Below are 16,041 nucleotides of genomic sequence, written 5' to 3'. Positions count from 1 at the left end.
TATTTGCGCAGTATTGACTAGATAGCGTTGCTCGATGTCACGTTGGCAGCGCCCGTGCCGAGCCATTGCCCGTCGTCCGTGGCCGGGCCAGTGTCCGTGCGCGAACCGTTCGCGGCGTCAGCCGAGCCAGTCCAGCACCGAGGCCGCGGTCCAGGACTGCTGCATGCTGCCGAGCGGTTCGCCGGTGAAGGGTTCGTAGTATTCGGCGAAGCTGCCGTCGCTGGCCTGACGCAGCCCCTCGGCGCGGAGCATGAAGGAGCGCTCGGCCCAGCCGCGGCGGGCGAAGACCCAGGAGAACAGCCAGCTCATGACCGGCCAGACCGGGCCGCGCCAGTATTCGCGCGGACGGAAATCCTTGGAGACCGGCGAGGTCGACGGCGGCAGGGCGTAGCGCAGGTCCGGGTGGCCGCAGAAGCGCGGTCCCTCGAACAGGCGCAGCAGGCTGCGCTCGGTATCGCGGGGCAGCCCGCCGCACAGCAATGGGGCGAACATGGCGAGGGTTTCGGTGTTGATCCAGCGTTGCAGGCGCACGTCGAAGTCGCGCGCCGCGCCGGTGCGGGCGTCGGTGGTCGCGACCACGCCAGCGCGGAAGCGCTCCGCCCACGAATACAGATCGCGGACATCGGCATGGGGCTGCTTGTACTCCTCGCCGATGTTGGCGAGTACCTCACAGGCCAGCGCGAAGATCGCGGTGACGAAGACATCCTCGACCGCGAAGCTCATGGTCGATGCGAGCAGATAGTCGTCGTATCCGGCGCGGCGCATCTGCTCGACCAGCCACAGGTAGCGGTCGTATTCGCGATCGCTTGGCCGCTGCGAGGGGTCGGAGACGACCAGCACGTCCTCGCGCTGGTACGCCGGCAGGTCGCCGGGGACCACATTCGCATAGGCGCGGTCCCAGCGCGGCGAATTGTCCATCCCGGATTCCCAGCCGTGGTACAGCGTGATCCGGCCGCTCTCCTTGGGATCGCGGGCATGGGCCAGCCAGCGATGCCAGCGCACCAGATCCGGCCAGCGCCGGTTCAGGAATTCCTCGGCCACCGCGCGGGTGCTGCGGCCGTGGCGGCGGGAATGGTCCAGGATGCGCTGCACCGCGATGGCGTGCACCGGCGGCTGGGTGATGCCGGAGGTGTCCGGACCGTCCGGGGCATTGGCGGCCAGTCTGCGGCACTCCCAGCGGGCCGGGCCGGGAAAGTAGCCGTCCACGCCATTGGCGAAGACGATGTGCGGGATCATCCCGTTCTTCCACTGCGCCGAGAGCAGGGTGTCCAGTTCGATGACCGCGCGCTCGACACTCAGCGGGGCGAGGCCGACCGCGACGAAGGCGGCGTCCCAACTCCACATGTGCGGATACAGTCGGGGCGCGGCACTGGTCATGGTGCCCAGATCGTTGCCCCGTAGCAGATAGGCGGCGCGGGCCGCGAGCTGTGTTGGGGTGAAACCCGGGTGTGCCATCCCTTTATTCTGCGATGACACCCGCAGATACGCGCGCTCAGTGACGTCCGTCTCGGGCTGGGTGTCGCGGGCCACCGGCAGATAGTCGGCAGTGGTCTGCGATCGGCTCATCGTCGACTGGTGTGCGGCGGATCTCACTCTGGCATGCCCCGTCCGTGAATCTCTGTGTTCCCGATATGCGTCCATCGCCACCCGCGCTGGCCGTGCCACCGCCCCTGACGGGTTTTCGGCACGCCGGATACGGTGAGCCCCATGATCTCCGCTGTGACCAGCACACCGAAGCCGACCGCGCTGATCACCGGCGCCAGCCGCGGGCTCGGCGCCGCGATCGCTCGCGAACTCGCACCGACCCACGATCTTTTGCTCGGCGCCCGCTCGGCCGAGGCGCTGCGCGCGATATTAGGCGAACTGCCCGGAGCCACCGGATGGCCGGTCGAGTTGACCGACTATTCCGCAGTGGCCGAAGCGGTTTCGCCGATTCGGCGGCTGGATGTGTTGGTACACAATGCCGGTGTCGCCGAACTCGGTTCGATCGCCGATTCGTCGGTGCAGCAGTGGCGAAACACCTTGGAAGCCAACGTAATCGCGGTCGCGGAGTTGACCCGTCTGTTGCTGCCCGCCCTGCGCGCGGCCAATGGTCATGTGGTGCTGATCAATTCGGGTGCGGGCTTGCGGGCCAATCCGGGCTGGGCCTCTTATGCGGCGAGCAAGTTCGGACTGCGCGCCTTCGGTGACGCGCTGCGGCTGGAGGAGCCGACACTGCGGGTGACCTCGATTCATCCCGGCCGCATCGATACCGATATGCAGCGCGAGATCATCGCGGGCGAGGGCCGCGAATACCGCCCGGAGGAGTTCCTGCGCCCGGAGACCGTCGCGGGTACCGTCCGTGCCGCCATCGACACACCGCGCGACGGCCATCCCACCGAGATCGTGCTGCGACCCTACTGATTCGGCGCACCGTGCTTCCGGCGGGTGCTCACCACGGACAAAACGGCAAAATGATGTCACTTTGTCGACTTGTTGTTCCGAGGTTCAGCTCGCGGACAGTTTCGCTCGGTACAGTGTGAATTGTTACCTGCGCGTTACGCCGATGGGCGGCGGGGTGCTGTTCGAGTGAAGTAAAAGGGTTTGGATCGTGGATAGACGTCGGCTGCTGACGCTGCTTGCTACGGGGACCGCGGCGGCATTGACCGGCTGCGTGAAGGCGGAGGGGGAGCCGTTCAACAGCGGTTCGGCGGGCGGCGGGCCCATTCTGCCCGCACCGGCGCCGCTGCTGCCGCCGCCCCCGATCGGACCGAAGACGCCGATTCCGGCGCAGACGATCACCGCGCTGCCCGGTACGGGCACCAGCATGGCGCTCACGGTCGATGACGGCGCGAGTCCGGAAGTGGTCGGTGCCTATATCAAGTTCGCCAGGGATACCGGCGCCCGATTCACCTTCTTCGTTACCGCGTACTACGACTCCTGGGCGATTCACCGAGATGCGTTGCGGCCCTTGGTCGATTCCGGTCAGATCCAGCTCGGCAACCACACCTGGGACCATGCCGATCTGACCAAGCAGTCCGCATCGGGCATCTCCTCCCAATTGGAGCGGGCGAAGTCCTATCTGCGGAACAACTTCGGCGTGGACGGCACGCCGTACTACCGCCCGCCCTTCGGCCGCCACAATGCCACGGTCGACAAGGTGGCGGCGGATCTCGGCTATACGGTGCCGACCATGTGGTACGGGTCGCTGTCGGACTCCGGTGTGATCACCGAGGAGTACCTGTTGCAGTGCGCGCGTAAGTATTTCAATCCGCAGACGATCATTATCGGGCACGCGAACGCACCTGCGGTTACCCATGTCTATGGACAGCTGGTGGACATCATCAAGGAGCGCAATCTGTCCATGGTGACCCTCAACGACGTCCTGCTGCCGCCGCGCTGACTGTTTCCTGGAGCACCGAAACTCCGACAAGTCATCTGGGGGCAACTCACAGCGGTTTTGCTCCGAGACATCTTCGCCCAGAGACACTTTCGCCCGGGCATGCGAACGATGCCCGGGCGAAAGCGTGACTCAGGCGACGATATTGATCAACCGTCCCGGCACCACGATCAGCTTGCGCGGCGCGCTGCCACCGAGCGCGGCCACGATCTTCTCATCGGCCAGCGCCGCCGCCTCGATGGTCGCGTTATCGGCGTCGGCGGGCACCTGAATTCGGCTGCGCACCTTGCCGTTCACCTGGATCGGGTACTCCACCGACTCCTCGACCAGCAGCGCCGGATCCGCCACCGGGAAGGGACCGTGCGCGAGGGATTGTTCGTGCCCCAGCCGTTCCCACAGTTCCTCGGCGATATGCGGCGCCATCGGGGCCAGCATCAGCACCACCGGCTCCACTACCGTGCGCGGCGCACCCGTGGGATAGCTCTTGGTCAGATGGTTGGTCAGCTCGATCAGCTTGGCGCCCGCGGTGTTATCGCGCAGCGCGGCGTAATCGTCGTCCACACCGGCGATCGTCTTGTGCAGCAGGCGCAGTGTCTGCTCCGACGGCTTCTCGTCGGTGACCCGCGTCGTGCCGGACTCCTCGTCCACCACCAGTCGCCAGACCCGCTGCAAGAACCGGTGCGCACCGACGACATCCTTGGTCGCCCACGGCCGTGAGGTGTCCAGCGGCCCCATCGACATCTCGTAGAGGCGGAAGGTGTCGGCGCCGTACATATCGCACATCTCGTCCGGCGAGATGGCGTTCTTCAACGACTTTCCGATCTTGCCGTACTCCTGGAACGCCTCGATCTCGATGCCGGTGGTCGGATCCGGGAAGTAGTGCTTGCCGTCGCGCTCGATGATCTCGGCGGCGGGCAGATACGCGCCACGTGCGTCCTTGTAGGCGTGCGCCTGGATGTAGCCCTGGTTGAACAGGCGCCGGTACGGCTCGTAACCGCTCACATCGCCGAGATCGAACAGCACCTTCTGCCAGAACCGCGCGTAGAGCAGATGCAGCACCGCGTGCTCGACACCACCGACGTACAGGTCGACACCGCCCGGATCGTGCGGGCCGTGCTCCCCGGTGCGCGGGCCGAGCCAGTACTGCTCGTTTTCCTTGGCGCAGAACGCGTCCGGATTGGTCGGGTCGGCATAGCGCAGCTGATACCAGGAGCTGCCCGCCCAGTTCGGCATGACATTGGTGTCGCGCCGGTACTGCTTGGGTCCGTCACCCAGATCCAGTTCGACATGCACCCAATCGGTCGCCTTGGCCAGCGGCGGCGACGGCTCGGAGTCGGCGTCCTCGGGATCGAAGGTCACCGGCGCGAAGTCGTCCAGCTCCGGAAGTTCGACCGGCAGCATGGACTCCGGCAGCGCGTGCGGTGCGCCGTCCTCGTCGTAGACGATCGGGAACGGCTCGCCCCAGTAGCGCTGGCGGGCGAACAGCCAGTCGCGCAGCTTGTACTGGACGGTGCCCTTGCCGTGGCCGTCGGCCTCCAGGCGGGCGATCACCGTCGCCTTGGCCTCCTCGACGGACCGGCCGTTGAGGTAGTCGGAGTTCACCAGTGTGCCGTCGCCGGTGTAGGCCGCGGTCGCAATGTCGCCGCCGGAAATGACTTGCACGATCGGCAGACCGAATACCGAGGCGAATTCCCAGTCGCGCTGATCGTGTCCGGGCACCGCCATGATCGCGCCGGTGCCGTATCCGGACAGCACATAGTCGGCGATGAAGACCGGCACCTGGGCGCCGTTCACCGGGTTGGTCGCATAGGCCCCCAGAAAGACGCCGGACTTCTCCTTGTTCTCCTGACGTTCCAGATCCGATTTGGCCGCGATCGCCTTGCGGTATGCCGCAACGGCTTCCGCGGGAGTTCCGGCGTCATCGAAGGTCCAGCGCGGATCGACACCAGCGGGCCATTCCGCGGCGGTCAGCCGGTCGACCAGCTCGTGTTCGGGCGCCAACACCACATAGGTGGAACCGAACAGGGTGTCGGGTCGGGTGGTGAAGACCTCGATGTGCTGACCGTCGGCGGTGAACTTGACCTGTGCGCCACGGGATCGGCCGATCCAGTTGCGCTGCATGGCCTTGACGTTCTCCGGCCAGTCCAGTCGATCGAGATCATCGACCAGCCGGTCGGAGTAGGCGGTGATGCGCATCATCCACTGCCACAGCCGCCTGCGGAACACCGGGAAGTTGCCGCGCTCACTGCGGCCGTCGGCGGTGACCTCCTCATTGGACAGCACCGTGCCGAGGCCGGGGCACCAGTTGACCACCGAATCGGTCTGGTACACCAGGCGATACGAGTCGAGCACCGCCGCGCGCTGGGCAGCGGGCAGATCGTTCCAGGCCCGACCGTTGGGGGTCGGCCGGGCACCGGAGGCGAACTGCGCCTCCAGTTCGGCGATCGGGCGGGCGCGGTCCAGCTCCTCGTCGTACCAGGCGTTGTAGATGCGCAGGAAGATCCACTGCGTCCACTTGTAGTACTCCGGATCGGTGGTCGCGAACGAGCGCCGACGGTCATGGCCCAGACCCAGCCGGTCCAGCTGGCGTTGCATGGTGGCGATATTCGCCTCGGTGGTCTCGCGCGGATGCGCGCCGGTCTGCACCGCGTACTGCTCGGCGGGCAGGCCGAACGCGTCGTAGCCGAGCGCGTGCAGCACATTGCGTCCGTGCATCCGGTGATAGCGGGCGAAGACGTCGGTCGCGATATAGCCGAGCGGATGTCCGACATGCAGACCCGCACCGGAGGGGTACGGGAACATGTCCTGAACGAACAGTTTGTCCGCCGGAGTGGTGCCCGCGAGCGGGCCTACCGGGTTCGGCGCGTGGAAGGTTCCGCGCTCATCCCAGGTCCGCTGCCACCGGCGCTCGATGCGGCCGGCAAGGCCAGCGCTGTACCTGTGCTCCGGTACATCGCTTTCGGTTGCACGAGTGTCCGCCACGGTCCTGCCTTCTTGTTCTCGCCGATCCCGTCATAAATGTGTCTATCAGGGTAGAACGTCCGGGCCCGGGCACCGAAAATCGGGCCGGGCTCGACCCGTCGGCGCGGTGCGCTAGCCTTCTTGGGTGTTCGTCGTCGCTCTCACCCTGTTCGTGCTGGCCTTCGTGGCCATCGCAACCGGCGTGCTCGGACTGACCGGCCGTCTGCCCCGCAATCGCTTCATCGGAGTGCATACCGAAGCGGCACTGCACGACGATGACACCTTCCGCATTGCCAACCGCGTCGCCGCCCCCACCTCCGTGGCCGCGGGCGCACTGCTGTTCGCGGGCGGACTCGTCGCCCTCGCCGCAGGCGGCCTTCCTGCGATCATCGTCGCGGTGGTCACAGCGACGGTGGCGCTGTTCACCCTCGGCGCGGGTGCGAATGCCGCAGCTCGCGCGGTCGAGGCGCTGGTTCCGGCCGAGCAGATCGGCGGCTGCGGTTCCTCTTGCGGTGCGTGCTCGTTGCGTGACACCTGCGCCCCGGCCAACTAACGCGCGGTCGCGACCAGCGCAGACCCCGATCACGACGTCATGCGTGCTGCTATTCGACCCATTTTCGGAGGTGCTCGGCAATCTCGGGCACGTCCATGTCCCCGACTGCGACGGCAATCATGACCGATTCCTGTTCGTCAGGGAGCGCGACCAGCACGACGCCGTTACGTTCGAGCATGAGCGCCGCCGCAAGGAACGCGGTGCGTTTGTTGCCGTCGATCAGCGCGTGATTGCGAGCAAGCGAATGCAGCAATGCAGCGGCCTTGTCGAACAATTCCGGATATGGATCGACGCCGAAAACCCTGGTGGACGGACGCGCGGCGGCGGAGGCTAGCAATCCGTAATCCCGGATCGCGTCGGTACCGCGGTTCACGGCCCGCGCGATCAGGAGAAGTTCGTGGACCGTCAGGTATCGGATCACGCGAGCCGTTCCAGCAATTCGGCATGCCGTTCCATGGTGCGCGCCAGCATCGCCTCGAACACTTCCTGGTTCGCGGTGAGATGTAGGTGGATCGCTTCCTTCGCGATCTCTTGCTTCGAGCGGCCGGTGCGCGCGGCTTCCTCGCTCAGCATGCGGTCGTCGTCATCATCGAGTCGCAAGGTCATCGCCATAACATGCATGATACCTGCCAGATACCACGTTAATCGATCGCATACCAGTCGACCTGCCGGTAGTTGAGCGCCAACACGCGATGTGAGCGAGGGGCGGGGGCGGGGGCGGCGCAGTCGAAACCACACAGGTCCGGCGAACGCCGCCGATCCAACACCACCTAGCGCAGTGACTCCAGTGCCTTCAGCACCGCGTAGTCCGCCTCGGGATCCCCGACGGCGATGCGGGCGCTGCCGTCGGGATATGCCTTGGCCGCGATGCCCCCCCGGCGTAGCGCCGTTGCCACGCCCGGCCCGGGCAGGTACAGGAAATTGGCGTTGCTGCGGGGGACCTCGATATGCCTGCTCCGCAGTGCGCTGCGCAGGGCCTCGCGCTGGGTGGTGATGCGCAGGATGCGCTCGGCGAGTTCGGGTTCGGCGGCGTAGGACGCGGCGACCGCGGCGACCGCCGCCGAACTCATCCCGAACGGCAATTGCAGCCTGCGCACCCGCCCGATCAATTCGGGTCCGCCGAAGGTGTAGCCGATGCGCAGTCCGGCCAGCCCGTACGCCTTCGAAAAGGTGCGCAGCACCAGCAGATTCGGATGCCGATCCAGCAGTGCCACGGTGTCGACCTGATCCGTGAGATCGAGGAATTCGGCATAGGCCTCATCGAGGATGACCGGCACCCGGCGCGGCACCGAGCACAGAAACGCCTTCAACTCACTGGCCGGAATCACCGTGCCGGTCGGATTGTGCGGACGGCAGACCACCACCAGACCCGTCCGCTTGTCAATGGCCCTTGCCATCGCCCAGAGATCCTGATTGCCCGCGGCATCCAGGGGCACCGGGACGACCTCCAGATCGGCCATCTCCGCCATGATCGGATAGCCGTCGAAGGTCGGTGCCCCGTAGACCATTCCGGCCCCGCGCGTGGTCAATGCCTGAATGATCTGCATGGCCACCCCGGTCGCGCCGGACCCGACGACCACCTGATCCGAATGCACGCCGATATGCCCCGCGATCAGTCTGGGCAGCCGTCGCGGCAGGAATTCCGGATAGCGGTTGGCATGGGCCAGTACGCCGTTCACCGCGTGCAGCACCGAAGGCAATGGCGGAAAAGGGTTTTCGCTCAGGCTCAGATCGAACCGCAGCTGCGGCCGCTGACTCTGACTCCGGCGCTGCTGCGAGGGCCGCGACTCATCGGCCAGCCGCATACTCATCCGGCCGCACCCCAGCGCACCGCCGCGGCTCCGGCGAAGTCACCGGCATGTGCGAAGGCCGACAGCAGCACAACCGATCCATTGCGCAGCCGACCCGCCCGGTTCTCGGTATCGAGCGTGACGGGAATGCCCGCGGCGAAAAGGTTTCCGCACTGGTCGAAGGTATCGGGATGGCGCTCAGGGGGCAGTTCCAGCGCATCGTGCCAGTTGCGCAGGAACAGCCGGTTCGGCTGATTGGTGACGAAGGTGTCGATATCGCGGCCCTTGACCCCGATCCGCTCGCACACCGCCAACGCCACCTCCGGCACCAGGCGATTGCCGCGCGCGAACACCTTGGTGATCTTGGATTCGGTGAAGCTGACGCAGCCCTCCCCCTCGCCCGGCTGCCAGTACTTGCGCTCGCCGTTGGTCGAGAACTCCATATCCCCGGCGAATTCGGGATAGGTGCGGCATTCGATATCGAGGATCGGCGCGGAATCGTCCTTGACCAGCAGTCCGACCCCGCATCCGTCGCCGGGTACCGGGGCCTGGGCGAGTTTGCGGATCTCGGTCTGGGTGAAGACCGGGCCCGCGCAGTTCTGCGCTGCCACGATGAGTGCGGTGCGCGCGTCGGTGGTCTGCAGAATCATCCTGGCCATCGCCATCATGTGCACGAACGCCGCGCAACCGCCGTTGTGTATGTCGTAGACGAATCGGGGCTTCATACCGAGTCGTCGGGCGACTTCCGGACCGCAGCCCATGACCGGATTGTCCGGCAGCTGGGTGTGGGTGATCAGCACATCGATATCGGTGATCGCTTTTGCGCCGTGGCGTTCGATCAGCGGCGCGACGGCGCGCTCGACCATATCCACCGCGGTCTCGTCCTCGGCCACGTGGTGGCGCGCCTTGGGCGAGCGGAACATGACGTTCTTGGCCATCCGATCGGATCGGCTGTACTGCGTGAAGTATTCGGTGCCGACCGGTGCGCCCGGCAGATAGCTCGCCACATCGACCAGGCTGACCGTCGGCAGTCCGGTGGCCTCGGGGGCAGCGGGTCCGTCATAGTTCGAGATCATGGTGTGGCCTCACTTCATCCAGTCGGGCTTGATCGGAAGGCCGTGTGCGGCACGGTATTCGCAGATCGCCTTGAGGTTGTCCATCTCGAGCTGGTGCCCGGCGGAGAACATGTCCCAGAAGTCGCCCACCCACACCGGCCGCTTTTCGGGAGCCGTTTCGGGATAGGGGTTTTCCTCGTAGAACGGGTGACGGCAGTTGACCCACAGCACCACCGACCCCGGCTTGTTGAACACCACCTGGGCATCGATCACCCGCAGCAGGTAGATCATCCACAGGTGCTTGCTCTGGTCCCAGGCACAGTGGTAGTCGACGGTCATGGCGTCGCGGTGCGCGACGGTGCGGGTGAAGATCTTGGTCTCCGGGCCGAGCCGGTCCCAGGCCAGCCACAGCCCCGGTTCCTCGGTTTCGACGAATCCGCGCAGGCTGTAGGTCCATTCCTCCAGGCAGCGGGTATCGGCGAGGTACTCGAACACATCCTGCGGCGGTGCGGCGATATACGCCTGCACCGGACAGTATTCGCCGAAGACCTGGTCGTGCGGATACACCGACCGCAACATGTCCATGATGATCGGGGTGGTGGCGTCCTTATCGGAGTTCTCGATCCGCAGTACTCCGGGGATGACGGCGTCGGGGATATCGCTGAGGGCGGGCAGGGCGCTGGTCGTCACTGCATCTTCTCCAATGTGGCGAGGAACGGGATGAAGGGTGGAACTTCGTCGGGGTCGACGTCGATGGAAATGAACGACGGCCCTTCGGTTTCGACACATCGCCCCAATGCGATGGCCAGGTCTTCGGTGGTACGTACGGAGTACGCGGGAAGTTCAGGGAACATCGCGTCGATGCCCGCGCCCAGGTGCGTGGGCCGAAATCGGTTGAAGCTGTAGCGATCCTGGTAATAGAGCTGTTCACGGGTGACACACATGGCGTGCGCGTTGTTGTTGAGCACGATGAACGTGACCGGCAGATCGTGTTCGATCGCGGTGTGCAATTCCATGCCGTGCATGTAGAACGAGCCGTCACCGGCCACGACAACGGTGCGCCTGGTCCCGGAGGGGCCGCGATGGCGCGCGAATGTCGAACCTATTGCGGCGCCGAAGGCGTAGCCCATCCCGCCCATCCCGAGCGCGACCACGAATCGGCCGCCGCGCGGCACCCGCAAGTGGTGCACCACCGCAGCACCGGTATTGCCCGCATCGGCGAATACGTCTGTGCCCTCGGGCAATAGCGCTTCGATGGTTTCGACCAACTCGCGATAGCGCACACCGGGACCGGTCGCCTCGGGCACGCACAGCGGTGTCAACGGGGTATGCGGGCGCTCGTGGCGCGACATCCTCATGTCGCCGCTGAATTCATCGGCGAGCGCGGCCAGATCGAGCGCGAGATCGGTGCTGGCGGCGTGGATTGCGGTCACGTACGGCGCGGTGACTCCGATATGCGCGACGGTGCCCTCGGCCAGCAGCTCGTCCAATCCGGTACGCGCGGTGACCGGCATCGGGGTCCCGACGATCAGGCACAGGGCCGCGGAGCGCAGCGCCGCCGAAAGCTCGGCATGCCCCATGCTCCCGGCGACACCGCAGTACGCGGGATCGGCATTGTCGTAGGTGTCCTTCGCATCCGGTGCGACGCCGACCGCGGCATCCAATGCCCTTGCCAGCCAGGCGAGTTCGGCACGGGCGTCGTCGCGGGCCACCTGGTCGCCGGCGATGATCACGATCTTGCCCACCTTGCGGGCCGCGATCAGCGCCGCGCGCACCCGGGCCAGTCCGCCGTCATCGCGCCGGTACCGCGGCGCTGTCAACCGGAACGGCGGGATATCGCCGATATCGCTGCGCTGCACGTCCTTGGGCAGCAGCAGTACGGCGGGCCCGCCGCGCCGGGCGCCGTCGACCGCCCTGGCCACCATGTCGGGAAGGTCGGCGGCGGTCTCCACGCGGGCGCAGAACTGGGTGATCTCGGCGAACATCCGGGTCGCGTCGATGCTGCCGGCGAGTCCGCTGGTGTCCTGGAACGCGCCGCGCCCTGCCGATGCGGTCGGCGGCTGCCCGACCAGCGCCAGCACCGGCACCCGCGATGCGTACGATTCGGCAAGTCCGGCAACGAGATTCATCGCACCGCCGCCGGAGGTGGCGGCGACGACGCCGAGCCCGCCGGTCGAGCGAGCATAGCCGTCGGCCATGGTCGCGGCCGAAAACTCGTGTTTGGCAACGATTCCGGTGACGTCGTAGGGCGTGTCGAAGAGCGCGTCGTAGAGATCCTCGATGTTCGCGCCGTCGACACCGAAGATATGTCGCACGCCCAGGGTCGAAACCGCTCGAACCAGATAATCCACGACCCTGCTCGGCATCGGCACTCCTCTCGCACAGGCGCGATCGCACATCGCGTACAGGTGAACTACGAGTCGGACTGCGGAGCGGTTCAATGACTCGCGCAAGATGTACCTCGAAAAAATCCCGATGTGGGCGGCGCTTGTGTGTACGTATACATCTACGTATAGTGATGGCATGCCCAACAAGACGATCTATGTTGCCGATGACGATCTGCCCCTGTTCCAGCGTGCGCAGGAGCTGGTCGGCGGCAATCTCTCGGGAGCGGTGACCACCGCGCTGCGGCGGTTCATCGAGCTGGAGGAGGGCAGGCTGGAGGGCTACGACGAGGTAGTGCTGCGGGTCGGCCACAACGGTGTGCGTCAGGTCCGCTTCTCCGGCGCCCTGCTCGGCGAATACCGTGACGTGAACGAAGAGCGCATCGAACACGTCCGGGTATTTCGCAGTCGGAAGGGCAAATTCGTCATGCACGCCCAGTATTCGAACTGGGACGAATACCCGCAGAATTCCAATTGGATCAAGGATCTGACGAACTGGCGTCGCATGCTCGGCGTGGGCGATCAGGACTGGGGCGACTTCATCTTCGAGGTCGTCGATTCGCTGGGTGAATTGAAGGGGAAGATTCCGGACAAGCTCTATGAGCGGGTGGCCCGGATCGCCGACCGTCCACCGGTCGAGGAACTCGACATCTAGCCGAATCATTCGGCCGAACAACCGAATACCACCACGAATCGCCGCACCGGACTCCGGGCGCGGTGTGGGTAACCCATGCTGTCATTCGCATTATTTAATGAAATTTTCCACGAAAGGACGACCATGACCAACGGTCATCGCGCCCCGGCCATTTCGGCGCTGGGTCTGCGTAAATCGTTCGGTGAGCAGGTGGTGCTCGATGGCATCGACATCACCGTCCCGGCGGGCACGATCTATTCGCTGCTCGGTCCGAACGGTGCGGGCAAGACCACCACCGTGCAGATCCTCACCACCCTGCTGCGCCCCGATGCGGGCGAAGTCCGGGTCGACGGCCATGATCTGAGCACCGAACCCGATGCCGTGCGCAGCGCGATCGGTGTCACCGGTCAGTTCTCCGCGGTCGACGAATTGCTGACCGGTCGCGAAAACCTGATTCTCATGGCCGATCTGCACCATCTGCCGCGCCGGGAGAGCAAGCGCCTTGCCGCCGAACTGCTCGAGCGCTTCGATCTGGTGGCGGCGGGCGATAAGACCGCGGCCACCTATTCCGGCGGTATGGTCCGGCGGCTGGATCTGGCCATGACGCTGGTCGGCGATCCGCGCATCATCTTCCTCGACGAGCCGACCACCGGCCTGGATCCGCGCAGTAGGCGGGCCATTTGGGAGATGATCCGCACACTCGTCGACGACTACAGCGTGACCGTCTTCCTCACCACCCAATACCTGGAGGAGGCCGATCAGCTGGCCGACCGGATCGCCGTACTCGATCACGGCCGGATCGTCGCCGAGGGGACAGCCGCCGAATTGAAGCGGCGGGTACCCGGCGGGCATATCCGACTCGAGTTCGCCGACCAGATCGGACTCAGCGCCGCGGCGACGGCATTGGGGCCGGAGGCGCGCGTTGTCGATGACGCGGGCGAGGCGGAGTTCACCCTCGCGGTCCCGAGTGACGGCGGCGTCAAATCGCTGCGCGCGGTACTCGACCGGCTCGACTACGAGCAGATCGAGGTCGCCGGACTTTCGGTGCACACCCCCACCCTCGACGACGTATTCCTCACCCTCACCGGACATCCCACCGCGGAAAAGGAGACCGTGCGATGAGCACGACGGCCTACGCACTTGCCGATTCGAAGACGATGTTGCGGCGCAATCTGCTGCATGCGAAGCGGTACCCGAGCATGACCATCAGCATCATCGTCATGCCGATCCTGCTGCTGCTCATCTTCAACTTCGTGTTCGGTGGCGCATTGGAGAAGTCGTCCGGCGGCAACTACATCGACTACCTGGCCCCGGGCATGCTGCTGTTGATCCCGGCCTATATGACCGCGGGTGTGGCGGTCTCGGTCTGCACCGATACCACCAAGGGTATTGTGAATCGCTTTCGCACGATGGCGATTTCGCAGCCCGCGTTCCTCGCCGGACATGTGGTGGGCGCATTGATCCAGGCCCTGCTCGGCATCGCCGCGATGGTCGGTGTCGCACTGCTCGTCGGCTTCCGGCCGTCGGCGAATGTGATCGAGTGGATCGCCGCATTCGGACTGCTCGCCATGCTCGTACTCGCGCTCACCTGGCTCGCGGTCGGGATGGGTCTGGTCGCGTCGACTCCGGAGACTGCGAGCAATATGCCCTTCCCGCTGATCATGCTGCCATTCCTGGGCAGCGGCCTGGTCGGTACCGACACCATGCCGGTCGGCCTGCGTCAGTTCGCCGAGTACCAGCCGTTCACCCCGATCACCGAAACCATCCGCGGCCTGCTCATGGGCACGGAGATCGGCAATAGTGGCATCATCTCCGTCGCCTGGTGCATCGGCCTCGGGCTGGTCGGATACTTCTGGTCGACCTCGGTCTTCCGCAAGTCGGGACAGCGCTGAATCGCATTGCGCCCGAATATGTTCGATCCCCTCGCCGAGTTCGGCGAGGGGATCGAATCGCGTCAGACCGTGCCGGAGAGCAGCGTTTCGCCCGTCGACGCCAACCGGATCTCCACCGCCTGGATCTGGTCCGGTGCCTTATCGACGGTCCGGTCGATCGTCAGCTCGGTCCCCGGCCCGGCGGGCCACTGATCGAGTTTGCTCTGACTGCCGTCGGTGCCGATGACGTACAGGTCGAGATTCCAGCTGTAGCGCTGATCGCTCGGCCCATAGCTACAGGTCATCACGATCCGCGCCTTGCTATCGGCGCGAAGGACTTTGAAGCTGGCCGTCACCGGATTCGGCTTGATCGATTGCATACTGCGTTCGGCCACAACCTGTTCGGTGGTCGTCGTTTGCGTCGCGGTCATCGAGGTGACCACCGGAATCGCGATGGCCACCGCCGCGGCGGCCGCCGCGAGCGCGGTGCCGACGGTAACCCACCGACCGCGCCGTCTGCGCCTTTCGGCCACCGCGGCGAGCCGGGGCAGCAGCTGCGCGGGCGGCTCGGCCTCGGCCGCAGGGGCCTCCAGCGGCTCGATCATCGCGAGCGCGGTCTCGGGTTCGACCAGGGCGAGCAGACCGGGTAGTCCGGCGAGATCGGATACCGCGGCCTGGCAGACCGGGCAGCCAGCCAGATGCTCCTCGTACTCCTGCCGCTCGAGTCGGGTCAGGGAGCCGAGTACATAGGGTGCGTCCCACGTCGAGTAGTCGTCGGCGATATCCGTCATCGGTTCGTCACCCCCATCTCCTGTAGTGCCAGCCGTAGCGCCCGCATGCCGTAGTGCAACCGGGATTTCACCGTGCCCGCCGGGATATCGAGTTCCTCGGCGATCTGGTGCGTGGAAAGACCTCGATAGTAGGCACGCACGATCACCTCGCGATGATCGGCGCTGAGCCGACCCAACGCGTCCGCGACCAGCCAGCCGTCCAGGGCCCGATCGGCCTGATCCGGTGCGGCCCGCTCGGGCGGGTTGTCGGTGCGGAACTCGCGGCGGCTGCGCGCGCTGCGATGCTCATCCACGGCGAGATTCCGCGCGACGGTGAACAACCATGCACGCGCCGACGTGGTCGATTGATCGAGCACATTCGGGCGCTGCCAGGCCCGCAACAAGGTCTCCTGCACGATGTCCTCGGCCCGACCCGGGTCGCGAACCAAACCGAGCGTGTAGCGCCACAGCGCCGCGGCATGTTCCTGATAGAGCGCCCGCATGAGCTCGGCTTGTTCTTCGGGCATTTGTCACGTGCTCCTCCGCTGCCTCGCGCCTTTTGCCGGTTTTGGTGTGTTCGGTTGGCTTTGTAGTCGGCCGGCGGCTGTTGGGGTGATCGGCTGTTGGACGTCCCCGACGAGTTA

At 65.7% G+C, this 16,041-nt stretch carries 16 protein-coding genes; 6 read left to right on the top strand and 10 right to left on the bottom strand.

Annotated features, from left to right (window positions below; all coding sequences use genetic code 11):
* Window positions 1-117: 117 nt before the first annotated feature.
* Window positions 118-1,455 (bottom strand): glycogen debranching protein, encoded by a 1,338-nt coding sequence (locus ABZ293_RS21780; RefSeq protein ID WP_355183302.1) that lies wholly within the window; start codon window positions 1,453-1,455, stop codon window positions 118-120.
* Window positions 1,456-1,707: 252 nt separating this feature from the next.
* Here ABZ293_RS21780 and ABZ293_RS21775 point away from each other — a divergent pair, with 252 nt between their 5' ends.
* Window positions 1,708-2,403 carry an SDR family oxidoreductase gene (locus tag ABZ293_RS21775; protein WP_355183219.1) on the top strand — a complete coding sequence of 232 codons (696 nt, stop codon included), beginning with the start codon at window positions 1,708-1,710 and terminating at the stop codon, window positions 2,401-2,403.
* 187 nt (window positions 2,404-2,590) lie between these two features.
* On the top strand, window positions 2,591-3,382 hold the full coding sequence (locus tag ABZ293_RS21770) for a polysaccharide deacetylase family protein (protein WP_355183217.1): 792 nt from the start codon (window positions 2,591-2,593) through the stop codon (window positions 3,380-3,382).
* A gap of 129 nt (window positions 3,383-3,511) precedes the next feature.
* On the opposite strand, the gene leuS is transcribed toward ABZ293_RS21770, so the two are convergent.
* Window positions 3,512-6,361: a leucine--tRNA ligase gene (leuS, locus tag ABZ293_RS21765; RefSeq protein ID WP_355183215.1), complete on the bottom strand. Its 2,850-nt coding sequence runs from the start codon at window positions 6,359-6,361 to the stop codon at window positions 3,512-3,514.
* A 124-nt stretch (window positions 6,362-6,485) separates the two neighbouring features.
* On the opposite strand from leuS, the gene ABZ293_RS21760 reads away from it, so the two are divergent.
* Entirely contained in the window at window positions 6,486-6,893 is a 408-nt protein-coding gene (locus ABZ293_RS21760; RefSeq protein WP_355183213.1) for an SdpI family protein, read from the top strand.
* Between the two features lie 49 nt (window positions 6,894-6,942).
* On the opposite strand, the gene ABZ293_RS21755 is transcribed toward ABZ293_RS21760, so the two are convergent.
* From ABZ293_RS21755 to ABZ293_RS21730, 6 genes are all read right to left on the bottom strand, one after another.
* The gene (locus ABZ293_RS21755) at window positions 6,943-7,302 is read right to left on the bottom strand and encodes a type II toxin-antitoxin system death-on-curing family toxin (protein ID WP_355183300.1); all 360 of its coding nucleotides are present in this window, start codon (window positions 7,300-7,302) and stop codon (window positions 6,943-6,945) included.
* Window positions 7,303-7,310: 8 nt separating this feature from the next.
* The gene (locus ABZ293_RS21750; RefSeq protein WP_063045758.1) at window positions 7,311-7,505 is read right to left on the bottom strand and encodes a ribbon-helix-helix protein, CopG family; all 195 of its coding nucleotides are present in this window, start codon (window positions 7,503-7,505) and stop codon (window positions 7,311-7,313) included.
* Between the two features lie 158 nt (window positions 7,506-7,663).
* Window positions 7,664-8,704 carry an aminotransferase class I/II-fold pyridoxal phosphate-dependent enzyme gene (locus ABZ293_RS21745; protein WP_355183211.1) on the bottom strand — a complete coding sequence of 347 codons (1,041 nt, stop codon included), beginning with the start codon at window positions 8,702-8,704 and terminating at the stop codon, window positions 7,664-7,666.
* Window positions 8,701-9,759, bottom strand: a complete 1,059-nt coding sequence (locus ABZ293_RS21740; RefSeq protein ID WP_355183209.1) for a 3-oxoacyl-[acyl-carrier-protein] synthase III C-terminal domain-containing protein — start codon at window positions 9,757-9,759, stop codon at window positions 8,701-8,703. Before ABZ293_RS21740 ends, ABZ293_RS21745 begins: the two co-directional genes overlap by 4 nt.
* A 9-nt stretch (window positions 9,760-9,768) precedes the next feature.
* Entirely contained in the window at window positions 9,769-10,428 is a 660-nt protein-coding gene (locus tag ABZ293_RS21735) for an SRPBCC family protein (RefSeq protein ID WP_354960881.1), read from the bottom strand.
* Window positions 10,425-12,104 (bottom strand): thiamine pyrophosphate-binding protein, encoded by a 1,680-nt coding sequence (locus ABZ293_RS21730; RefSeq protein ID WP_355183207.1) that lies wholly within the window; start codon window positions 12,102-12,104, stop codon window positions 10,425-10,427. The genes ABZ293_RS21735 and ABZ293_RS21730 overlap by 4 nt, the downstream gene beginning before the upstream one ends.
* Window positions 12,105-12,261: 157 nt before the next feature.
* On the opposite strand from ABZ293_RS21730, the gene ABZ293_RS21725 reads away from it, so the two are divergent.
* The 3 genes from ABZ293_RS21725 to ABZ293_RS21715 all read left to right on the top strand — a co-directional run bounded on the left by ABZ293_RS21725 (window position 12,262) and on the right by ABZ293_RS21715 (window position 14,648).
* Window positions 12,262-12,777 carry an EXLDI protein gene (locus ABZ293_RS21725; protein WP_355183205.1) on the top strand — a complete coding sequence of 172 codons (516 nt, stop codon included), beginning with the start codon at window positions 12,262-12,264 and terminating at the stop codon, window positions 12,775-12,777.
* Between the two features lie 123 nt (window positions 12,778-12,900).
* Window positions 12,901-13,878 (top strand): ATP-binding cassette domain-containing protein, encoded by a 978-nt coding sequence (locus tag ABZ293_RS21720; protein ID WP_355183203.1) that lies wholly within the window; start codon window positions 12,901-12,903, stop codon window positions 13,876-13,878.
* Complete coding sequence (locus ABZ293_RS21715) at window positions 13,875-14,648, top strand: ABC transporter permease (RefSeq protein ID WP_355183201.1); 774 nt, start codon at window positions 13,875-13,877, stop codon at window positions 14,646-14,648. The genes ABZ293_RS21720 and ABZ293_RS21715 overlap by 4 nt, the downstream gene beginning before the upstream one ends.
* Window positions 14,649-14,710: 62 nt before the next feature.
* Here the strand turns inward: ABZ293_RS21715 and ABZ293_RS21710 are convergent, their stop codons facing one another.
* Both ABZ293_RS21710 and ABZ293_RS21705 read right to left on the bottom strand, forming a co-directional pair.
* Window positions 14,711-15,418, bottom strand: coding sequence for a zf-HC2 domain-containing protein (locus ABZ293_RS21710; protein ID WP_355183199.1), 708 nt, complete (start codon window positions 15,416-15,418; stop codon window positions 14,711-14,713).
* The gene (locus tag ABZ293_RS21705; protein WP_354960887.1) at window positions 15,415-15,924 is read right to left on the bottom strand and encodes a sigma-70 family RNA polymerase sigma factor; all 510 of its coding nucleotides are present in this window, start codon (window positions 15,922-15,924) and stop codon (window positions 15,415-15,417) included. The genes ABZ293_RS21710 and ABZ293_RS21705 overlap by 4 nt, the downstream gene beginning before the upstream one ends.
* Between the last annotated feature and the right edge of the window lie 117 nt (window positions 15,925-16,041).

Origin of the sequence: Nocardia sp. NPDC005998 (genome assembly GCF_040614395.1) — a bacterium.
In the GTDB taxonomy this organism is placed as follows: domain Bacteria; phylum Actinomycetota; class Actinomycetes; order Mycobacteriales; family Mycobacteriaceae; genus Nocardia.
This window is presented reverse-complemented; position numbering and strand designations above follow the sequence as displayed.

What these genes read in the sequence shown, in the direction of transcription:
- ABZ293_RS21780 (WP_355183302.1), bottom strand. Translation starts at nt 1,455, where the DNA reads ATGGCACACCCGGGTTTCACCCCAACACAGCTCGCGGCCCGCGCCGCC.
- ABZ293_RS21750 (WP_063045758.1), bottom strand. Translation starts at nt 7,505, where the DNA reads ATGGCGATGACCTTGCGACTCGATGATGACGACGACCGCATGCTGAGC.
- ABZ293_RS21710 (WP_355183199.1), bottom strand. Translation starts at nt 15,418, where the DNA reads ATGACGGATATCGCCGACGACTACTCGACGTGGGACGCACCCTATGTA.
- ABZ293_RS21745 (WP_355183211.1), bottom strand. Translation starts at nt 8,704, where the DNA reads ATGAGTATGCGGCTGGCCGATGAGTCGCGGCCCTCGCAGCAGCGCCGG.
- ABZ293_RS21725 (WP_355183205.1), top strand. Translation starts at nt 12,262, where the DNA reads ATGCCCAACAAGACGATCTATGTTGCCGATGACGATCTGCCCCTGTTC.
- ABZ293_RS21730 (WP_355183207.1), bottom strand. Translation starts at nt 12,104, where the DNA reads ATGCCGAGCAGGGTCGTGGATTATCTGGTTCGAGCGGTTTCGACCCTG.
- ABZ293_RS21705 (WP_354960887.1), bottom strand. Translation starts at nt 15,924, where the DNA reads ATGCCCGAAGAACAAGCCGAGCTCATGCGGGCGCTCTATCAGGAACAT.
- ABZ293_RS21720 (WP_355183203.1), top strand. Translation starts at nt 12,901, where the DNA reads ATGACCAACGGTCATCGCGCCCCGGCCATTTCGGCGCTGGGTCTGCGT.
- ABZ293_RS21740 (WP_355183209.1), bottom strand. Translation starts at nt 9,759, where the DNA reads ATGATCTCGAACTATGACGGACCCGCTGCCCCCGAGGCCACCGGACTG.
- ABZ293_RS21715 (WP_355183201.1), top strand. Translation starts at nt 13,875, where the DNA reads ATGAGCACGACGGCCTACGCACTTGCCGATTCGAAGACGATGTTGCGG.
- ABZ293_RS21775 (WP_355183219.1), top strand. Translation starts at nt 1,708, where the DNA reads ATGATCTCCGCTGTGACCAGCACACCGAAGCCGACCGCGCTGATCACC.